Annotated in this window: 16 protein-coding genes; 13 read left to right on the top strand and 3 right to left on the bottom strand. The window is 42.0% G+C overall.

The annotated features are described in order from the left end of the window. The first annotated feature begins 30 nt into the window (after window positions 1-30). The 8 genes from NSQ36_RS09015 to NSQ36_RS08980 all read left to right on the top strand — a co-directional run bounded on the left by NSQ36_RS09015 (window position 31) and on the right by NSQ36_RS08980 (window position 10,281). Window positions 31-963 (top strand): sugar ABC transporter permease, encoded by a 933-nt coding sequence (locus NSQ36_RS09015; RefSeq protein ID WP_226805260.1) that lies wholly within the window; start codon window positions 31-33, stop codon window positions 961-963. After that, window positions 963-1,793 (top strand): carbohydrate ABC transporter permease, encoded by an 831-nt coding sequence (locus tag NSQ36_RS09010; RefSeq protein WP_339207254.1) that lies wholly within the window; start codon window positions 963-965, stop codon window positions 1,791-1,793. Before NSQ36_RS09015 ends, NSQ36_RS09010 begins: the two co-directional genes overlap by 1 nt. A 31-nt stretch (window positions 1,794-1,824) precedes the next feature. Further along, a complete protein-coding gene (locus tag NSQ36_RS09005) occupies window positions 1,825-3,165 on the top strand; it encodes an alpha-glucosidase/alpha-galactosidase (RefSeq protein WP_226805256.1) in 1,341 nt (446 codons plus the stop codon). A 336-nt stretch (window positions 3,166-3,501) separates the two neighbouring features. After that, window positions 3,502-4,962 carry a CoA-acylating methylmalonate-semialdehyde dehydrogenase gene (locus NSQ36_RS09000; protein WP_003211356.1) on the top strand — a complete coding sequence of 487 codons (1,461 nt, stop codon included), beginning with the start codon at window positions 3,502-3,504 and terminating at the stop codon, window positions 4,960-4,962. 222 nt (window positions 4,963-5,184) lie between these two features. Continuing rightward, window positions 5,185-6,720, top strand: coding sequence for a glycoside hydrolase family 43 protein (locus NSQ36_RS08995; RefSeq protein WP_003212282.1), 1,536 nt, complete (start codon window positions 5,185-5,187; stop codon window positions 6,718-6,720). A 53-nt stretch (window positions 6,721-6,773) separates the two neighbouring features. Further along, on the top strand, window positions 6,774-8,039 hold the full coding sequence (locus NSQ36_RS08990) for a glucuronoxylanase (protein ID WP_226805255.1): 1,266 nt from the start codon (window positions 6,774-6,776) through the stop codon (window positions 8,037-8,039). A 128-nt stretch (window positions 8,040-8,167) separates the two neighbouring features. After that, a complete protein-coding gene (locus NSQ36_RS08985; protein ID WP_180310718.1) occupies window positions 8,168-8,875 on the top strand; it encodes a response regulator transcription factor in 708 nt (235 codons plus the stop codon). A gap of 2 nt (window positions 8,876-8,877) precedes the next feature. Then, the gene (locus NSQ36_RS08980) at window positions 8,878-10,281 is read left to right on the top strand and encodes a HAMP domain-containing sensor histidine kinase (protein ID WP_226805254.1); all 1,404 of its coding nucleotides are present in this window, start codon (window positions 8,878-8,880) and stop codon (window positions 10,279-10,281) included. Window positions 10,282-10,336: 55 nt separating this feature from the next. Here NSQ36_RS08980 and NSQ36_RS08975 read toward each other — a convergent pair whose 3' ends face one another. Next, window positions 10,337-10,645 carry a DUF4870 domain-containing protein gene (locus NSQ36_RS08975; protein ID WP_050944865.1) on the bottom strand — a complete coding sequence of 103 codons (309 nt, stop codon included), beginning with the start codon at window positions 10,643-10,645 and terminating at the stop codon, window positions 10,337-10,339. 345 nt (window positions 10,646-10,990) lie between these two features. Here NSQ36_RS08975 and NSQ36_RS08970 point away from each other — a divergent pair, with 345 nt between their 5' ends. The 4 genes from NSQ36_RS08970 (at window position 10,991) to NSQ36_RS08955 (ending at window position 13,399) form a co-directional block, all read left to right on the top strand. Beyond that, window positions 10,991-11,401 carry a MerR family transcriptional regulator gene (locus tag NSQ36_RS08970; protein WP_268458538.1) on the top strand — a complete coding sequence of 137 codons (411 nt, stop codon included), beginning with the start codon at window positions 10,991-10,993 and terminating at the stop codon, window positions 11,399-11,401. 18 nt (window positions 11,402-11,419) lie between these two features. Beyond that, on the top strand, window positions 11,420-12,346 hold the full coding sequence (locus NSQ36_RS08965) for an alpha/beta hydrolase (RefSeq protein ID WP_339207248.1): 927 nt from the start codon (window positions 11,420-11,422) through the stop codon (window positions 12,344-12,346). Between the two features lie 233 nt (window positions 12,347-12,579). After that, entirely contained in the window at window positions 12,580-12,852 is a 273-nt protein-coding gene (locus NSQ36_RS08960) for a DUF2651 family protein (RefSeq protein WP_050944871.1), read from the top strand. Between the two features lie 124 nt (window positions 12,853-12,976). Continuing rightward, window positions 12,977-13,399, top strand: coding sequence for a cytidine deaminase (locus NSQ36_RS08955; RefSeq protein WP_310023920.1), 423 nt, complete (start codon window positions 12,977-12,979; stop codon window positions 13,397-13,399). Window positions 13,400-13,442: 43 nt separating this feature from the next. Here the strand turns inward: NSQ36_RS08955 and NSQ36_RS08950 are convergent, their stop codons facing one another. Next, window positions 13,443-14,210 carry a pentapeptide repeat-containing protein gene (locus NSQ36_RS08950; RefSeq protein WP_226805249.1) on the bottom strand — a complete coding sequence of 256 codons (768 nt, stop codon included), beginning with the start codon at window positions 14,208-14,210 and terminating at the stop codon, window positions 13,443-13,445. A gap of 168 nt (window positions 14,211-14,378) precedes the next feature. Between NSQ36_RS08950 and NSQ36_RS08945 the strand changes: the two genes are divergently transcribed. Then, entirely contained in the window at window positions 14,379-15,524 is a 1,146-nt protein-coding gene (locus NSQ36_RS08945; RefSeq protein WP_310023918.1) for a choline esterase, read from the top strand. 95 nt (window positions 15,525-15,619) lie between these two features. On the opposite strand, the gene NSQ36_RS08940 is transcribed toward NSQ36_RS08945, so the two are convergent. Beyond that, window positions 15,620-15,937 (bottom strand): monooxygenase, encoded by a 318-nt coding sequence (locus tag NSQ36_RS08940; RefSeq protein ID WP_003210842.1) that lies wholly within the window; start codon window positions 15,935-15,937, stop codon window positions 15,620-15,622. Window positions 15,938-15,946 lie beyond the last annotated feature (9 nt).

The following is a 15,946-nucleotide window of genomic DNA, read 5'->3' as shown; positions in this document are numbered from 1 at the left end:
CAGGCTCATGCTGAAACAGGAGTGAAGCCAATGAATGACATCACAAAAGCACAGCAGCCAGCCGCATTCACCTCTTTACCAAAGCAGAAAATGAAAAAAAGCCAGAATTCATCCCTTTGGTGGATGTACTTGCCAGCTGTTCTCGTTGTCAGTACCTTTATCATTTATCCTTTTTTGAACGGAATTCAGCTATCTTTTACGAATTGGAATGGGTTCTCACAAACTTATGAATGGATTGGGCTGGATCAATATAAGCGTCTGCTTCAGGACCCAACGACATGGCTTGTTGTTAAAAATACACTTCTATACGGCATCGGGAGCACCATCTTACAAAATATCATCGGACTTGGATATGCTCTTTTATTAAATCAAAGCTTAAAAATGAGAGCGATCGCAAGAACAGTTGTCTATTTACCTGTCATGATTAGTCCGATTGCGATGGGCTATATTTGGTATTTTGTGTTTGCTTACCAAGGCGGTGCCTTAAACGATGTGGTGACGCTTTTTGGATTTGATCAAATGAATGCGCTTGGCAATCCGCAACTAAACACATGGATCATTGTGCTCGTCAACACCTATCAATTCGTCGGGATCGCAATGATCATTTATTTAGCAGGACTGCAAAGCATTCCTAAGGATTATTATGAAGCCGCACAATTAGACGGTGCATCCAGCCTCCAGCAATTCAGGCGAATTACATTGCCTCTCCTTATACCGTCTATCACCATTAATGTTGTGCTAAATGTCATTGGCGGGCTCAAGCTCTTTGATGTCATTGTGGCGCTTACTGGCGGCGGACCTGGAGATTCCTCGCAATCGATGTCGACCTTTATGTATGATCTGTATTTCAAACGTCAGGATGCAGGCTATGCAGCAACGCAAGGGGTCTTCATGGCGGTCATCATCCTTGTCATTAGTGTCGCAGCGTTGATGTATTTCAAACGAAAGGAGACCGAGGTGTGATGGAAAATGCCTTTAAACGTAAGAAGAGATGGTACACCTTCCTCGCCCTTTTGGTGACACTGCTTCATCTCATTCCATTTTATATCTTGGTGACGACATCATTAAAGGGGATAGGAGATTTTAGTTCAAAATGGCTGTTTCCTAAAGCGCTTCATCTTGAAAACTTTCGCACGGCATGGACAGAGGCTCAGCTTGGCCAATCCTTTTTGAATACCGTGATCATTACGTTCGGCTCTGCTGTATGCCTCATCTTTCTTGGCTCTCTTGCAGCCTATCCGCTCGCAAGGAGAAGCACAAAGCTAAATCAAGCAGTTTATGTTTTATTCCTCGCCATTATGGTCATTCCACCACTCACAGCCCTTGTCCCGCTCTATAAAATGGTCGTTCAAATCGGGATGATGAACACCTATCAAATCGCTATTTTAAATAATGTCGCTGCTTTTTTGCCGCTAACGATTTTCTTATACGCAGGCTTTATCCGGTCGACCATTCCAAAGGAGCTCGAAGAAGCAGCCCGTATTGATGGAGCGGGGACACTTAGAGTTTTTTTCACCGTCGTTTTTCCGCTTCTGAAACCCATTACCGCTTCTGTTTTAATTATTGCCTGTGTGTATATTTGGAACGACTATCAATTTGCCATCTTCTTTTTGCAAGATAAAGAGATGCATACACTCACAGTCGCCTTATCCCATTTTTTTGGTCAAAATCAACATCAGCTTCAGCTCGTTGGTGCTGCTGCGCTCATTGCAATGCTGCCGATGGTGACGATGTTTTTACTGTTGCAAAAATATTTTATCGCAGGGCTTTCACAAGGCTCTGTCAAAGGATAGTTCAATATGGATGCGAAAAGGAGAGTCGTCTATGTCTAAAATTACATTTATCGGTGCAGGGAGTACCGTGTTTGCTAAAAATATATTAGGAGATTGTTTGTTCGTCCCTGCACTAACCGGTTTTGAATTCGCTTTATATGATATCGACCACAACCGGCTGAAAGAATCCGAAACGATGCTCCGCCATTTAAAAGAGAACTACGGTGCACATGTGGCCATTAAGTCCTATCACAACCGAAAAGAAGCCTTAAAGGATGCGAAATATGTGATCAATGCCATCCAGGTTGGAGGCTACCGGCCAAGCACGGTGATTGATTTTGAGATTCCGAAAAAATATGGGTTAAGACAAACGATTGCGGATACGGTTGGCATCGGCGGCATCTTCCGCTTCCTTCGAACAATTCCTGTGATGCTTGATTTTGCAAAGGAGATGGAAGAGGTTTGCCCAAATGCTTTATTGTTAAATTACACAAATCCAATGGCCACACTGACAGGTGCGATGCTGCGCTATACACAGGTTCAAACAGTGGGTCTTTGTCATAGTGTGCAGGTGTGTACAAAGGATCTATTTGAATCACTTGAAATGGATCATGAAGGCATTGAAGAAAAAATTGCCGGCATTAATCATATGGCATGGTTATTAGAAGTGAAACGGGACGGAAAAGACTTGTACCCAGACATCAAAAGAAGAGCAAAAGAAAAGCAGCAATCGCGGCATCATGATATGGTACGTTTTGAGCTGATGGATAAATTCGGCTACTATGTCACAGAATCCTCAGAACACAATGCCGAATATCATCCTTATTTCATTAAATCACGCTATCCAGAACTGATCGGTCAATTTAACATTCCGCTTGATGAATACCCGAGACGCTGCGAGGAACAAATCAACAACTGGAATACCATGAAGCATGACCTTGTGGGCAATACACAGATCACACATACTCGCTCAAAAGAATATGGTTCTCGTATCATTGAAGCAATCGAAACGAACGTTCCCTTTAAATTTGCTGGGAATGTGCTGAACACAGGAGGCCTCATTCACAACCTGCCTGAAAAAGCATGTGTCGAAGTGCCGTGTGTTGCAGATCGGAGCGGTATCATGCCATGCTATGTCGGAGAGATCCCTGAACAATTGGCTGGACTGAACCGGACCAATATCAACTCACAGCTCATGACAATCGAAGCAGCAATCAGCGACAAAAAAGAGCACATTTATCAAGCGGCATTACTTGATCCACACACAAGCGCTGAACTATCGATTGATGACATCATCAAATTATGCGATGAACTCATTGAAGCACATGGTGAGATGCTTCCGCATTTTGCAGAACCGAATCAATATGCCGCATCAACCAACTTACAGAAATAAACCAGCCTCTACCTGATGCTACGCGCATCAGGTTTTTTTATGCTGCAAAAAGAGGATTGACTGAAACCGTTTTTAATATTATGATTTTTCTAAAGTTAACCAACAGTTAATCAAAAATACACCATGAATGAATCACATTCCGGAATCATTTCTCACAAACAAATGAATGGGCGACAACCTTTCACACGTTAGAGCAAGCTTTTATCACAACGTAAACCAAAACGACAATAATATTTGACAAAGAGTGTATACAGATGGGCGCCCATTAGATGAGACAATGACAACCAAACACATCCTATAAGCATGACATTTTTTCATAAAAAGGAGAGAGGGAACATGACCAAAACAGATGTACAAATGTTGAAAAATTATATTGGCGGACAATGGATTGAGGCAGAAACTAGTCAAACAGAGGCAGTATATAACCCAGCTACTGGCGAGATCATCGCAGAAGTGCCGCTATCAACAAAAAAAGATGTCGAACGTGCGGTACAGGCAGCACAACAAGCATTTACCACTTGGTCGAAAACCCCCGTTCCCCGCCGTGCCCGCATTTTATTTAAATATCAGCAGTTACTCGTTGAAAAATGGGATGAGCTGGCTGAACTCGTCACGATTGAAAACGGAAAAAGCATAACAGAAGCAAAAGGAGAAGTGCAGCGCGGGATTGAATGTGTCGAATTTGCCGCTGGTGCACCAACCTTAATGATGGGAAAACAATTACCAGATATCGCATCTGGACTCGAATCCGGCATGTACCGCTATCCAATAGGCGTCATCGGGGGGATTACACCATTTAACTTTCCGATGATGGTCCCTTGCTGGATGTTCCCGCTTGCCATTGCGTGCGGAAATACGTTTGTTTTAAAACCTTCAGAGCGCACGCCGATTCTTGCCGCGCGTTTAGCCGAGCTATTTGAAGAAGCAGGTCTTCCAAAAGGTGTTCTCAACATTGTCAATGGGGCTCACGATGTCGTCAATGGTCTGCTTGAACACCAAAAGGTCAAAGCCATTTCATTTGTCGGCTCTCAACCAGTCGCAGAATACGTCTATAAAAAAGGCACAGAGCATGGCAAACGTGTCCAAGCACTTGCAGGAGCAAAAAATCACTCCATTGTTCTCAAAGATGCAGATTTAGACGCGGCAACGAAACAAATCATTGGTGCTGCCTTTGGATCAGCAGGAGAGCGCTGCATGGCTGCGGCCGTTGTCGCAGTGGAAGAAGAAGTGGCAGATGAGCTCATTCAAAAATTAGTTGATGAATCGAACGAGCTCGTCATTGGAAATGGAATAAATGAAGAGGTCTTTCTTGGTCCAGTCATTCGAAAGGAACATAAAGAACGAACGCTTCAATACATCCAGTCAGGGATTGAAGAAGGCGCAAGTCTCATTCGTGATGGCAGGAAAGATCACGAAACAAATGGAAAAGGGTATTTCGTTGGACCAACGATCTTTGACCATGTGACAAATCAAATGAAAATTTGGCAGGACGAGATTTTCGCCCCAGTCTTATCCATTGTTCGTGTCTCTTCACTAACAGAAGCAATCGACCTGTCCAATCAATCAAAATTTGCGAACGGTGCCTGCCTGTATACAGACAGTGCATCAAGCATCAGAGAATTTCGCGAAAACATCGACGCAGGGATGCTCGGCGTCAATATCGGTGTTCCTGCACCAATGGCATTTTTCCCGTTTTCCGGCTGGAAGGATTCTTTCTACGGGGATTTGCACGCCAATGGAACAGACGGAGTAGAGTTTTACACAAGAAAGAAAATGGTGACCGCGCGTTATATGTGATCAACAATCATGAATAAGCTAAGAAAATGCAGTTCCAAAAGGAGAACTGCATTTTTTTGTTGTCTCCTAGTCAAAAAGTAAGGGTTTTCATCGTTGTTTTAGCAGCGATTCTCCCAAGAAATCATCCTTTGTATTCATTCTTCATCAGCGTCTATCAACATAATTTGAAATTGGGCGTAAACCCCAAGATTAGGAAGATGAAAACAGGAGGAAAATGACACGATGAGAAAGAGGATGAAGTGCGGTTTAGGTTTATTGATTCTTGCTTTGGTACTAAGCTGTATACCTGTATATGATGCGAGTGCAGCAAGTACCCCCATTGCAAAACGAGTAGGAAATGCAAATCCGCTCATAGACCATCACCTGGGGGCAGATCCGTTTGCGCTCACCTATAACGGAAGAGTGTACATTTATATGTCGAGCGATGACTATGAGTATCACAGCAATGGAACGATTAAGGACAATTCTTTTGCAAATTTGAATAGGGTTTTTGTCATCTCTTCGGCGGATATGGTGAACTGGACAGATCACGGAGCGATTCCAGTAGCAGGTGCCAATGGGGCCAATGGCGGGAAAGGGATTGCCAAATGGGCAGGCGCATCTTGGGCTCCAGCCGCTGCGGTGAAGAAGATCAATGGGAAGGATAAATTTTTCCTTTATTTTGCTAACAGCGGCGGAGGGATTGGCGTCCTGACAGCGGACAGCCCGATTGGTCCCTGGAAAGATCCTATCGGAAAAGCGCTCGTCACGCCAAATACACCAGGGATGTCCGGTGTTGTATGGCTGTTTGATCCAGCCGTATTTGTAGATGATGACGGGACCGGTTATCTATATGCTGGTGGAGGCGTTCCAGGCGGTTCAAATCCAACGCAGGGACAATGGGCCAATCCTAAAACAGCAAGAGTTCTGAAGCTAGGGCCTGACATGACAAGTGTGGTCGGCAGTGCATCAACTATTGATGCTCCTTTCATGTTTGAAGATTCGGGAATGCATAAGTATAACGGTACCTATTACTATTCCTATTGCATCAATTTTGGCGGCTCCCACCCAGCAGATAAACCACCAGGCGAGATCGGCTATATGACGAGCTCAAGTCCTATGGGTCCCTTTACGTATAAAGGACACTTCTTGAAAAATCCGGGTGCATTTTTCGGTGGCGGCGGTAACAACCATCATGCTGTGTTCAATTTTAAAAACGAGTGGTATGTCGTGTATCACACACAAACGGTGAGTTCTGCCTTATACGGAGCAGGGAAAGGCTACAGATCTCCCCACATTAATAAGCTTGTGCATAATGCTGACGGCTCCCTTCGAGAGGTCGCAGCCAATTTTGAAGGCGTTAAACAGCTTTCCAACTTAAATCCTTATCAACGGGTAGAAGCTGAAACATTCGCTTGGAATGGGCGCATTTTAACAGAGGCCTCCTCAGCACCTGGTGGGCCAGCCAATAACCAGCACGTCACAAACATTCAAAACGGCGATTGGGTGGCTGTCAGTAATGTCGATTTCGGATCGAGAGGTGCCAGAACCTTTAAAGCCAATGTAGCAGCCGCTTCAGGCGGACAAATTGAAGTACGTCTTGGCAGTCCAGACGGTAGAATTGCTGGAACACTCAATGTCCCTTCCACAGGCGGAAACTGGCGAGAAATAGAAGCGGCAGTAAACGGGGCAACGGGAGTACACAACGTATTTTTTGTCTTCAAAGGAAATGGTGCCAACCTATTCCAATTTGATTCCTGGCAGTTTACTCAAAGGTAAACAAAATCTGATGCTACGGCATCGATTAATGGTTGATGGGAGAGTGGGAAAATTTGATGTCCATAATCAAAAAACCAATTTGCACTTTATTGGTCTGCTTCACTATGTTGTCTGTCATGTTTTTAGGGCCTGGGGTAACTGAGGTGTCAGCGGCAGATGCGAATATTAATGTCAACGCGGAAAGACAAGTGATCCGCGGCTTTGGCGGAATGAACCACCCGGCCTGGATTGGTGATTTGACCGGCCCTCAAAGGGATACCGCCTTTGGCAATGGACAGAATCAGTTAGGATTCTCCATTTTACGGATTTATGTAGACGAGAACAGAAATAATTGGCACAGAGAAGTCGCCACCGCCAAAAGAGCGATAGAGCACGGCGCTTTGGTGATTGCTTCGCCTTGGAATCCTCCAAGCCATATGGTAGAGACTTTCAACCGTAATGGTGCGTCTGCAAAGCGGCTGAGATACAATCAATACGCCGCATATGCTCAGCATTTGAATGATTTTGTGACATTCATGAAAAATAACGGCGTCAATCTCTATGCCATTTCTGTACAGAACGAGCCTGATTATGCACATGAATGGACATGGTGGACACCTCAGGAAATCCTGCGATTCATGAGAGAAAATGCTGGCTCCATTAATGCACGTGTGATTGCACCAGAATCCTTTCAATACCTTAAGAATATCTCAGATCCTATCTTAAACGATCCGCAGGCGCTTAGAAATATGGACATTCTCGGTGCCCATCTGTACGGAACCCAAATCAGCCAGCTTCCGTATCCTCTTTTCAAACAAAAAGGAGGGGGAAAAGAGCTGTGGATGACAGAGGTCTACTACCCGAATAGTGATAACAATTCAGCGGACCGCTGGCCTGAGGCATTAGGGGTATCAGAGCATATTCACCATTCAATGGTGGAAGGGGACTTTCAGGCGTATGTGTGGTGGTACATCCGGAGATCATACGGTCCTATGAAAGAAGATGGAATGATTAGCAAGCGCGGATACAACATGGCGCATTTCTCCAAGTTTGTGCGTCCAGGGTACGTCAGAATTGATGCAACGAAAAGCCCTGAACCGAATGTTTTCGTCTCAGCCTATAAAGGAAACAATCAGGTCGTCATTGTCGCGATTAACAAAAACAATACAGGAGTCAATCAACACTTTGTCATGCAAAACGGAACTGCTTCACAAGCGTCAAGATGGATCACGAGCAGCAACAGTAACCTTCAGCCTGGAACTGACTTAAACATATCAGGAAATCAATTTTGGGCTCATCTCCCTGCTCAAAGTGTGACAACATTTGTGGTCAAACGCTAAAAAACACCAAAAGCCAATTTTCTCATTAAAAAAGAAAATTGGCTTTTTTGTGTCAATAGAAAGTTGATTTTTCACGATGTCTACACTTTGGGTATAATAATAACAATGACTTCAGGAGAGTGATCATAATGCCAAAACTTCAAAGCAAAGTCTTGATTATAGATGACGAAAAAGAAATCTTAGAATTAATCCATACCGTATTAACAAGAGAAGGCATTGACCGGGTGATAACAGCTTCAACTGCCCGTGATGGGCTCTCACAATTCCATCAAGAACAACCCGATCTCGTCATACTGGATATTATGCTACCAGACGGTGAAGGCTACGATATTTGCAAACAAATCAGAGACGTCTCGCATGTTCCGATTATCTTTTTATCAGCAAAGGGAGAGGAATCAGACAAAATTGTAGGACTTGCCATTGGCGGTGATGATTATATTACAAAGCCGTTCAGTCCAAAAGAAGTCGCCTACCGGGTAAAAGCCCAGCTTAGACGGTCGTCATACTTACAGCCTTCTCAAGCAGATCCCATCATCAAAAAAGGGCCATTTGAGTTAAACGAGCAGCAAGCCGAACTGACGAAAAACGGAGCGGCGATTGAGCTCACTCCGAAAGAACTTATGCTGATGACCTATTTCTTGCAGCACCCGAATCGCGTGATCAGTAAAGAAACGCTTTATCAAACGGTTTGGGGAGAGGATTTCTTCGGTTCTGATAATACGGTGATGGTTCATATACGAAGACTTCGGGAGAAAATAGAAAATTCCCCATCTACACCAGAATTTCTCGTAACGGTTAAAGGACTTGGCTATAAATTCGTTGTAAAGGATGCGTAAAGATGAAATGGCGATTAACAGGCAGATATATGGTCTCTGTCATTATCGTGACCATTATCACGGTCTTTATTAACTTATTTGGATTCATGATTTGGCTTGTACTACAAGCAAGCAGCCAGCAAAACGAAGAAAATACGCCGGAAACCTTCACAAGAACATTTGAACAATACATCACCTTGTCCGATCAAGATATCACTGTGAGCAAAGAAGGACAGCAAGCCTTAAAACAACAAAATGCATGGATTCAGATATTAGACGAAAATGGACAAGATGTTTATCATGCACAAGCACCTAAAGGCTTAAAAAGCAAATACACACCTATAGAAATCGTAAACTTACATAAATATAAAGATAAGCAATTGATGTCGACTATCTATGCTGGGGGGAAAAATGGAAAGGGCAAGGAATACAGCTACTTTATCGGATTTAAGGACCCTTCCATCGGAAAATATTTATTTTCGTTCAATACGAAAGACTTAATATCGCAATTCAATATCGGGACGATGATTTTATTATCGATTGATGCCATCATTGCCTTAGTCATTGGATACTTATTCAGCCGGCAGCTCATCAAACCGCTCGGCCGTGCCATTTATGGCATCCAGCGGCTCGCAAACGGAGATTATACGACGAAGCTGCCAACTAAGGGGATATATAAAGATGTCTTCTATAATGTCAATCACTTATCAGAACAGCTCGCTTCAAGCCAAAAAGAAAAAGACAAATTAGAGCAAATGCGGGAAGAGTGGATCAGCCATATTTCTCATGATATTAAAACACCATTATCCTCCATTCAAGGCTATGCAGAAATCATGAAAGATCCAAATTATCCACTTTCAGATCAAGACATCAAACATTATGCCAGCATCATAGAGAATAAATCACTGTACATCAAAGATGTCATGGAGGATCTCAATTTAACAACAAGGCTGAAAAATAACGACGTGATGCTGCATAAAGAGCTGGTGAACATTGTACCGTTGCTGCGGGAAACGTTAATTGATATCCTCAACGATTCGAGATATGCAGATCAAAGCATTGAGCTGCAAACGAATGTAGACAAGCTTATGCTGAATATTGATACGATCCTCATACGAAGAGCGGTCACCAATCTCATTTTAAATGCCCTTGTTCACAATGATGCTGATGTGAAAATCATTGTACAGCTTGAACAAAAAGAAAACACCCACATTACGATTCAAGACAACGGCAAAGGAATCGAAGAGGCAGAGCTAGAAAAAGTGTTTGACCGCTACTATAGAGGGACAAATACAGGAGGGACACATGCAGGCTCTGGTCTTGGAATGGCGATTGCAAAGGATATTATCCAAAAACACGGCGGGGATATTACGATACAAAGTATGATTGGGGAAGGAACAACGATTGATATCCAATTACCCGCATGAACGGACATACAAAAAAAACGGTTCTGCTCAATCACAGAACCGTTTTTTTCAACTATTATTCTGAAAACACTTTAATGCCTTTCACAATGTTCCAAATGAAGAAGTAGATCGCGACAAGGAATGTCACAGCATACGTTGCAATTAAGAACGGACCAGCATGACTGATATCGTTCATGCCAAGTAACCCTGAACCGGCAATACCGATGCCGAAAATCAAATAAGGAATTAAATGCGTCCAAAGCGATTTTTTCGCATGATATTTCACTTCGTCCTTTCCTAAGAAATAGACGATAATTGGAAACAGAAACGGTGCAAAAAAGATACTGAAGTAACATAATGAAGACAAAATTTTATTTTCTCTCAAACCTTTTCACCTCTATGATTGATTTAGAAGAGGGGACCATTTGACTCATCCCTCACTTCCTTACAACCCCATTGTACAACCTCAACCTTAACTTGTATTAATCCGAACCTTACAGCAACCTTAAAAATGTTAAACAGTAGAATGATCAATGAAAAATAAAATACAAACAAGGTATTTCAATTTAATCTATTAGAAAAAAACGTTGACTTTGTTCATCTCTCTGATCCTCTGGCTTCGTCATTTTTTCCCTAACATAAAATAAATGTTTCACCTTGACCTTGAAGTATAGTTCAACCTTTATAATATATATATATAGTAAGACAAAATAATGACAAAGGAGTAACGATGGAGTTGATGACTAGAGGAGAACTTGCCAAAAAAACAGGAATAAGTCCTGCCGCAATTCGTTACTATGAAGAGCACAACATATTACCTGCTCCAAGACGACGTTCAAACGGTTACAGATTCTATACAGAAGACTATGTTGTGAAGATTCAATTGATCAAAGATGCGAAAACATTGGGTTATTCATTAAAGGAAATAGCTGAAATCATGGACATGCTAAGTCAAGACATAGAACTTGATACGCTAAGTAAAATTGTCCATCTTAAACATGAAGAAATTGAAAGGAAAATCAAAAGCCTTCGTCTCATTCAAGACCTTTTATCTAACTTATTAAAAACTCCTGAAAAAAAAGTACAAGTCTACCTGGAATCATTTCGTGTACCAAATCAGGATGATCAATCATCATATTGAGTGAAAGGAGAGAAAAAAATGAGTGTAGAAATTTATCATGGTGAACGTTCTGAAGAAAGTATTCAATTTGAAACATTATTCGCTTCGCAAAGTAATAAAGAGAGTTTTTCTAGTATCGAGCACACAAAAAAATTTCTTGAGCAAAAAGGAATGGAAAATACGCAGCCTTATGCCATTGGAGATGATGTGAAGTTAATGAGTGAGGTACAAGAGCAGACATTCGAAGGCATGCAAGTTTTCACATTGAATGAACAAGCATCACAAAACCAAAAAGTCATTCTCTATCTACATGGAGGCGCATGGACAAATCAGCCTTTGAATGTCCATTGGTGGTTCATGGATAAAATGGCGCAATCACTAGGTGCGAAAGTAGTCGCTCCTATTTACCCAAAAGTGCCTCATTATAGCTACCAGGATACGTATCCGAAAATACTTAACCTATATAAAGACCTTCTGAAAACTGCCGGAAGTGCCAATCAATTGACGATCATGGGAGATTCAGCTGGCGGAAATATCTCACTTGGTCTGGCGCACCTTTTAAAGAAGGAGGATCTGCCGCAGCCGAAGGATATTATTTTATTATCTGCATGTGTTGACATGAGCTTAAGCAATCCTCTCATGTTTAAATATGCAAAAAAGGACCCGATTCTAGGTTATGAAGGAATGGAAGCCATTGCAAAGATTTGGACAGCTGATCAACATGTAACTGACCCATTGATCAGTCCCATTTACGGTGAATTCAAAGGACTTGCGAAGATTACTCATTTCATTGGAACACATGATATGTTATATCCAGATGCCATAAAGCTCGATGAAAAACTAACAGAACAAGGAATTGACATCAAAACCTTTGTTTATCCCGAAATGCTTCATGTATTTGTTGTCATGCCAATCCCTGAGGCACAAGATGCTCAAGAGAAAATCATTCAGGTGATCAATCGTTAAGAAATATAGAATGATTTGATTGAAATAGTCGAAAGTTTAGTGAATGGGCTGCTTTCATGAAAGCAGCCTTTTTCAATTCAACTTGAAATACATCCAGAATGTCAACTCACTACAGATTAAACTTCTTTAAATTCCAATTTTTGTTTACAACGATCGTATTTCCCATTAATATAATGATTGTTCGCTTCTTCATTGGATTTAAATAAATGACGGCTAGTAAAGGAGAGTGAATGATGATTGTTTCCTTTCTTCAACCTATGGCTCTGATCTTGTTTACATTGCCTTTGTTATCTTTGATATGGGGGATTGTCGGCTATTTCATCTTTAAGCGGGTCTACGTCGTTCTAGTGATCACATTTGCAGCTTCAACCGTTTTTATCTTTGCCTATACGGGGTTCGATTTGTCGAATATGTATTGGGTCGTCGCAATGACTTTTCTATGCATGTGTACCTCTCTCATCACAAAAATCATCCAATTTATGATTCAACGCTATAAAAAAGCATAAAGAAGCTTATGCCTGCAAACATAAGCTTTATTTTTGTTTCCACTCATCTTCGGGCAAACAGTTCATTACCTAATGTTTGGTATAATAGATACGAGCATGAGCATGGAAGGGGAAGGAGAACACGTTGGAAACTTTTGATTTATCCCAAGAAGATCTTGAATTAATAGACGAAGCAAAAAAGAAGATTATCAGTCTTTATGAAGATGATAAACACCATGTAGGGGCAGCGATCCGCATGAAAACAGGAGAAATAATGTCGGCTGTCCATATAGAAGCCTATATCGGACGGGTAACTGTTTGTGCAGAAGCCATTGCGATTGGCAGTGCTTTATCGAATGGACATAAGGATTTTGATACAATTGTGGCAGTGAGACATCCCTATTCAGATGAAGAAGATAGAAAAATTAGAGTAGTAAGCCCTTGCGGCATCTGCCGAGAGCTCATTTCAGACTTCGGACCAGCATGTTTTGTCATCATTGAGATGGATGGGGAGCTGGTCAAGGTGAAAATCGAAGAACTCATTCCGCTCAAATATACTCGAAGCTGATGTACCACATAAAGATAAAGTAGGAAAAGGGATGCAGCAAACGTTAAGTGTGATCCTTGCGGCATCCAAGATGACTGAAAAATCGCTCAACAAAAGCAACCCCATATATTTTCTCCATATGATTCATGTTAAAAATATACTGTTCCATATGCTCAAGCTTGCGCAGACTGCGCACTAGTATTTTCCGTTCATCGTCAGAAAGAGCAGGGTCATCATTTACCTTCTCCAAAGCCTTTTTCACTCGTGCATATATCTTTTCAACATAGAGATGGTTTTTGGATGCTGGCGGAATACATGCCGACAGGTCACAGCCTGTAAAACGAACACCGTCAAGGGTGCAGTTTTCAAAATCGGCAATCAGCTTTTGTTTGCCATTTCCCTCAAACGTTATATCTATTAGCTTACCAGCAAAGGTACAATTGACGATATTCGCTACCTGTAAAACGCGGTCATTGAATCTACATTTAGAGAAAATGCAATCGATAAACGTAGCATTCTCCAAGGTCATTCCCCTCATATCGCAAGAAGAAAATACGCAATTGGTGAAGACAGCTTCGTTTTTGCCAATGCCCACAGAACGCAAGTCGGAACGACTAAAAGTACAATGATCAATCGTACTACCGGCAAAAAATCTTGCATTCGTGAGATCACACGTATCAAATACAAGATGATCCAGGTGACAGCTCCAAAAAATAGGAGAACGAACATTTGAGTTGATGATTGTCGTTCTGCTGATTGTTTCGTGTTCATACCTGGCAATATCAGAAAATGATTCGTAGTCTATTGATATACCAGACTCAAGTCTTCTCATCGCTATCACCCTATCATTTCTTCAGAATTTTTTACAATCAAGAATTCCATTCAGCAAGTTCATTTCATTTTTCTTATCACTTGTATTTGACTCAAGATTATATCACAAAACGATACTCACCCAGCAAAGAACAGATATCCATTTTCAAGATGAAAGGGGCATAAAAGAATGAAAAGGTATGACACATTCCCAGAACCAATCGGTAGCTATATAGCCGGCCGAATCCAGATGGATTTTGAGTATACGGCATCAGATCACTCAAAAAGAGAATTGACCGCGTTTGTGTACTATCCGTCCGATAGCAGCGAAGGGAAGACTGCATCAACGTACATGTTTCCTGAAGTCTACGAGATGCTTCATGAGCAGCCACTTGTCACTGAATATTTGAAGGAAATAAACTTCTTCTCTACCGATATCAAGACTCATTGTTATGACGATCTTGCTCTTTCCGGGAAGGAAAAGCGCTATCCAGTGTTATTCTATGTTTGCGGCGGGGGTGGTTCACCAGAATGGGGGACAGCCATCTGTACAGACATGGCAAGTTTGGGGTATGTTGTCGTCAGTATCGGCCATCAGGATAGCACCATGTATAAACGGAAAGATGGGAAGCTGGTGAATGTCTCAAAGGATTTTTCGGATGTCATGATGACGTTTTCTGAAGATACAGAGATGATGGCGCTGGCTAGTAAGATGAAAATGCGGCCTGACGATGAAACGGCTATTGAGATGTGCCGTAACGTCCTTACCTTGCCAACCATTAACGAGTTAACAAGATATAGTGAACGACAGGCAGAAGATGTAAGGTACGTAGCCGATTATCTTCACAAACTAGACTCTGGAGAATGGAAGTCTATCTTTCGTAACAGACTGCTGCTCGGCATTGGCATGGGCATCGCAGGGCATTCTTATGGCGGGCCTACAGCGGCTATTGTTTGCCGGGATGACGACAGGTTTGTCTGCGGGGTTGGCTTAGATAGTGGTGCATTCGGACTTCTCGACAGCGACCTCAATAAACCCTTTTTGCTGCTGTTTTCTGAACCGAATTATTATATGAATGCGATCATTGGCGCTAACAACAGCATGGAAACCTATTATTTCTCCGTTGATCGTGCTGCACATTTAGATTACTGTGACATCGTGTTTACCGGCGTAGATGAGGAACTTAGAGGCACAAGGGATGCATTAGAGATGCGAAATCTTGTGACGGACTATACGAAGACCTTTTTTGATCATTATATCCTGCAAAAGGCTGTACGTGTGGAAAACCTGTCATATGAAGGTGTAGACTTAATCAAGAAAACCAGTAACAAGTGAGATAGGGGAAGCTGCTGATAGCAGCCTTAAAGTTGAATATCTTATTTAATTCATAAGCAAAAAGAGCAGCCAACAACTGCTCTTTTTTTCGTTTGTCAATCTTTATGCGTTTTTAATGGGCCTTTTGTGATATGAGTCAGCTCAGAGTTAATGTCAAAGATTTTCGCGTTGATGTCTGTTATGCCAAAGCTAGTGATTCTTTTAGAATGCATATCGAGATATGTTTCAGCTGCTTCTTTTGTTTCGAATAAATAAATCCCGCCAGCCTCATTTTCCTCAGAATTCTCCGTCCATATCTTCCAGATGAACCCGTCCTCTTGATTAATACTTCTCGCTAAATCAGAAAACTCTTTTGCCATTTCATCCCCAAAAGGGCCATTCATCTTAAAATCTACTTGTAATACGTAAGCCATCGTCATTCT

It is taken from the genome of Bacillus sp. FSL W8-1143 (assembly GCF_037965155.1).
GTDB classification, from domain to species: domain Bacteria; phylum Bacillota; class Bacilli; order Bacillales; family Bacillaceae; genus Bacillus; species Bacillus pumilus.
Note: the sequence above shows the minus strand (reverse complement) of the source record. Positions and strands in the feature narration are given on the sequence as shown.

Excerpts from the sequence above, each read along its gene's own strand:
- NSQ36_RS09015 (WP_226805260.1), top strand. The coding sequence starts at position 31 with ATGAATGACATCACAAAAGCACAGCAGCCAGCCGCATTCACCTCTTTA.
- NSQ36_RS09010 (WP_339207254.1), top strand. The coding sequence starts at position 963 with ATGGAAAATGCCTTTAAACGTAAGAAGAGATGGTACACCTTCCTCGCC.
- NSQ36_RS09005 (WP_226805256.1), top strand. The coding sequence starts at position 1,825 with ATGTCTAAAATTACATTTATCGGTGCAGGGAGTACCGTGTTTGCTAAA.
- NSQ36_RS09000 (WP_003211356.1), top strand. The coding sequence starts at position 3,502 with ATGACCAAAACAGATGTACAAATGTTGAAAAATTATATTGGCGGACAA.
- NSQ36_RS08995 (WP_003212282.1), top strand. The coding sequence starts at position 5,185 with ATGAGAAAGAGGATGAAGTGCGGTTTAGGTTTATTGATTCTTGCTTTG.
- NSQ36_RS08985 (WP_180310718.1), top strand. The coding sequence starts at position 8,168 with ATGCCAAAACTTCAAAGCAAAGTCTTGATTATAGATGACGAAAAAGAA.
- NSQ36_RS08980 (WP_226805254.1), top strand. The coding sequence starts at position 8,878 with ATGAAATGGCGATTAACAGGCAGATATATGGTCTCTGTCATTATCGTG.
- NSQ36_RS08970 (WP_268458538.1), top strand. The coding sequence starts at position 10,991 with ATGGAGTTGATGACTAGAGGAGAACTTGCCAAAAAAACAGGAATAAGT.
- NSQ36_RS08965 (WP_339207248.1), top strand. The coding sequence starts at position 11,420 with ATGAGTGTAGAAATTTATCATGGTGAACGTTCTGAAGAAAGTATTCAA.
- NSQ36_RS08960 (WP_050944871.1), top strand. The coding sequence starts at position 12,580 with ATGATTGTTTCCTTTCTTCAACCTATGGCTCTGATCTTGTTTACATTG.
- NSQ36_RS08950 (WP_226805249.1), bottom strand. The coding sequence starts at position 14,210 with ATGAGAAGACTTGAGTCTGGTATATCAATAGACTACGAATCATTTTCT.
- NSQ36_RS08945 (WP_310023918.1), top strand. The coding sequence starts at position 14,379 with ATGAAAAGGTATGACACATTCCCAGAACCAATCGGTAGCTATATAGCC.
- NSQ36_RS08940 (WP_003210842.1), bottom strand. The coding sequence starts at position 15,937 with ATGGCTTACGTATTACAAGTAGATTTTAAGATGAATGGCCCTTTTGGG.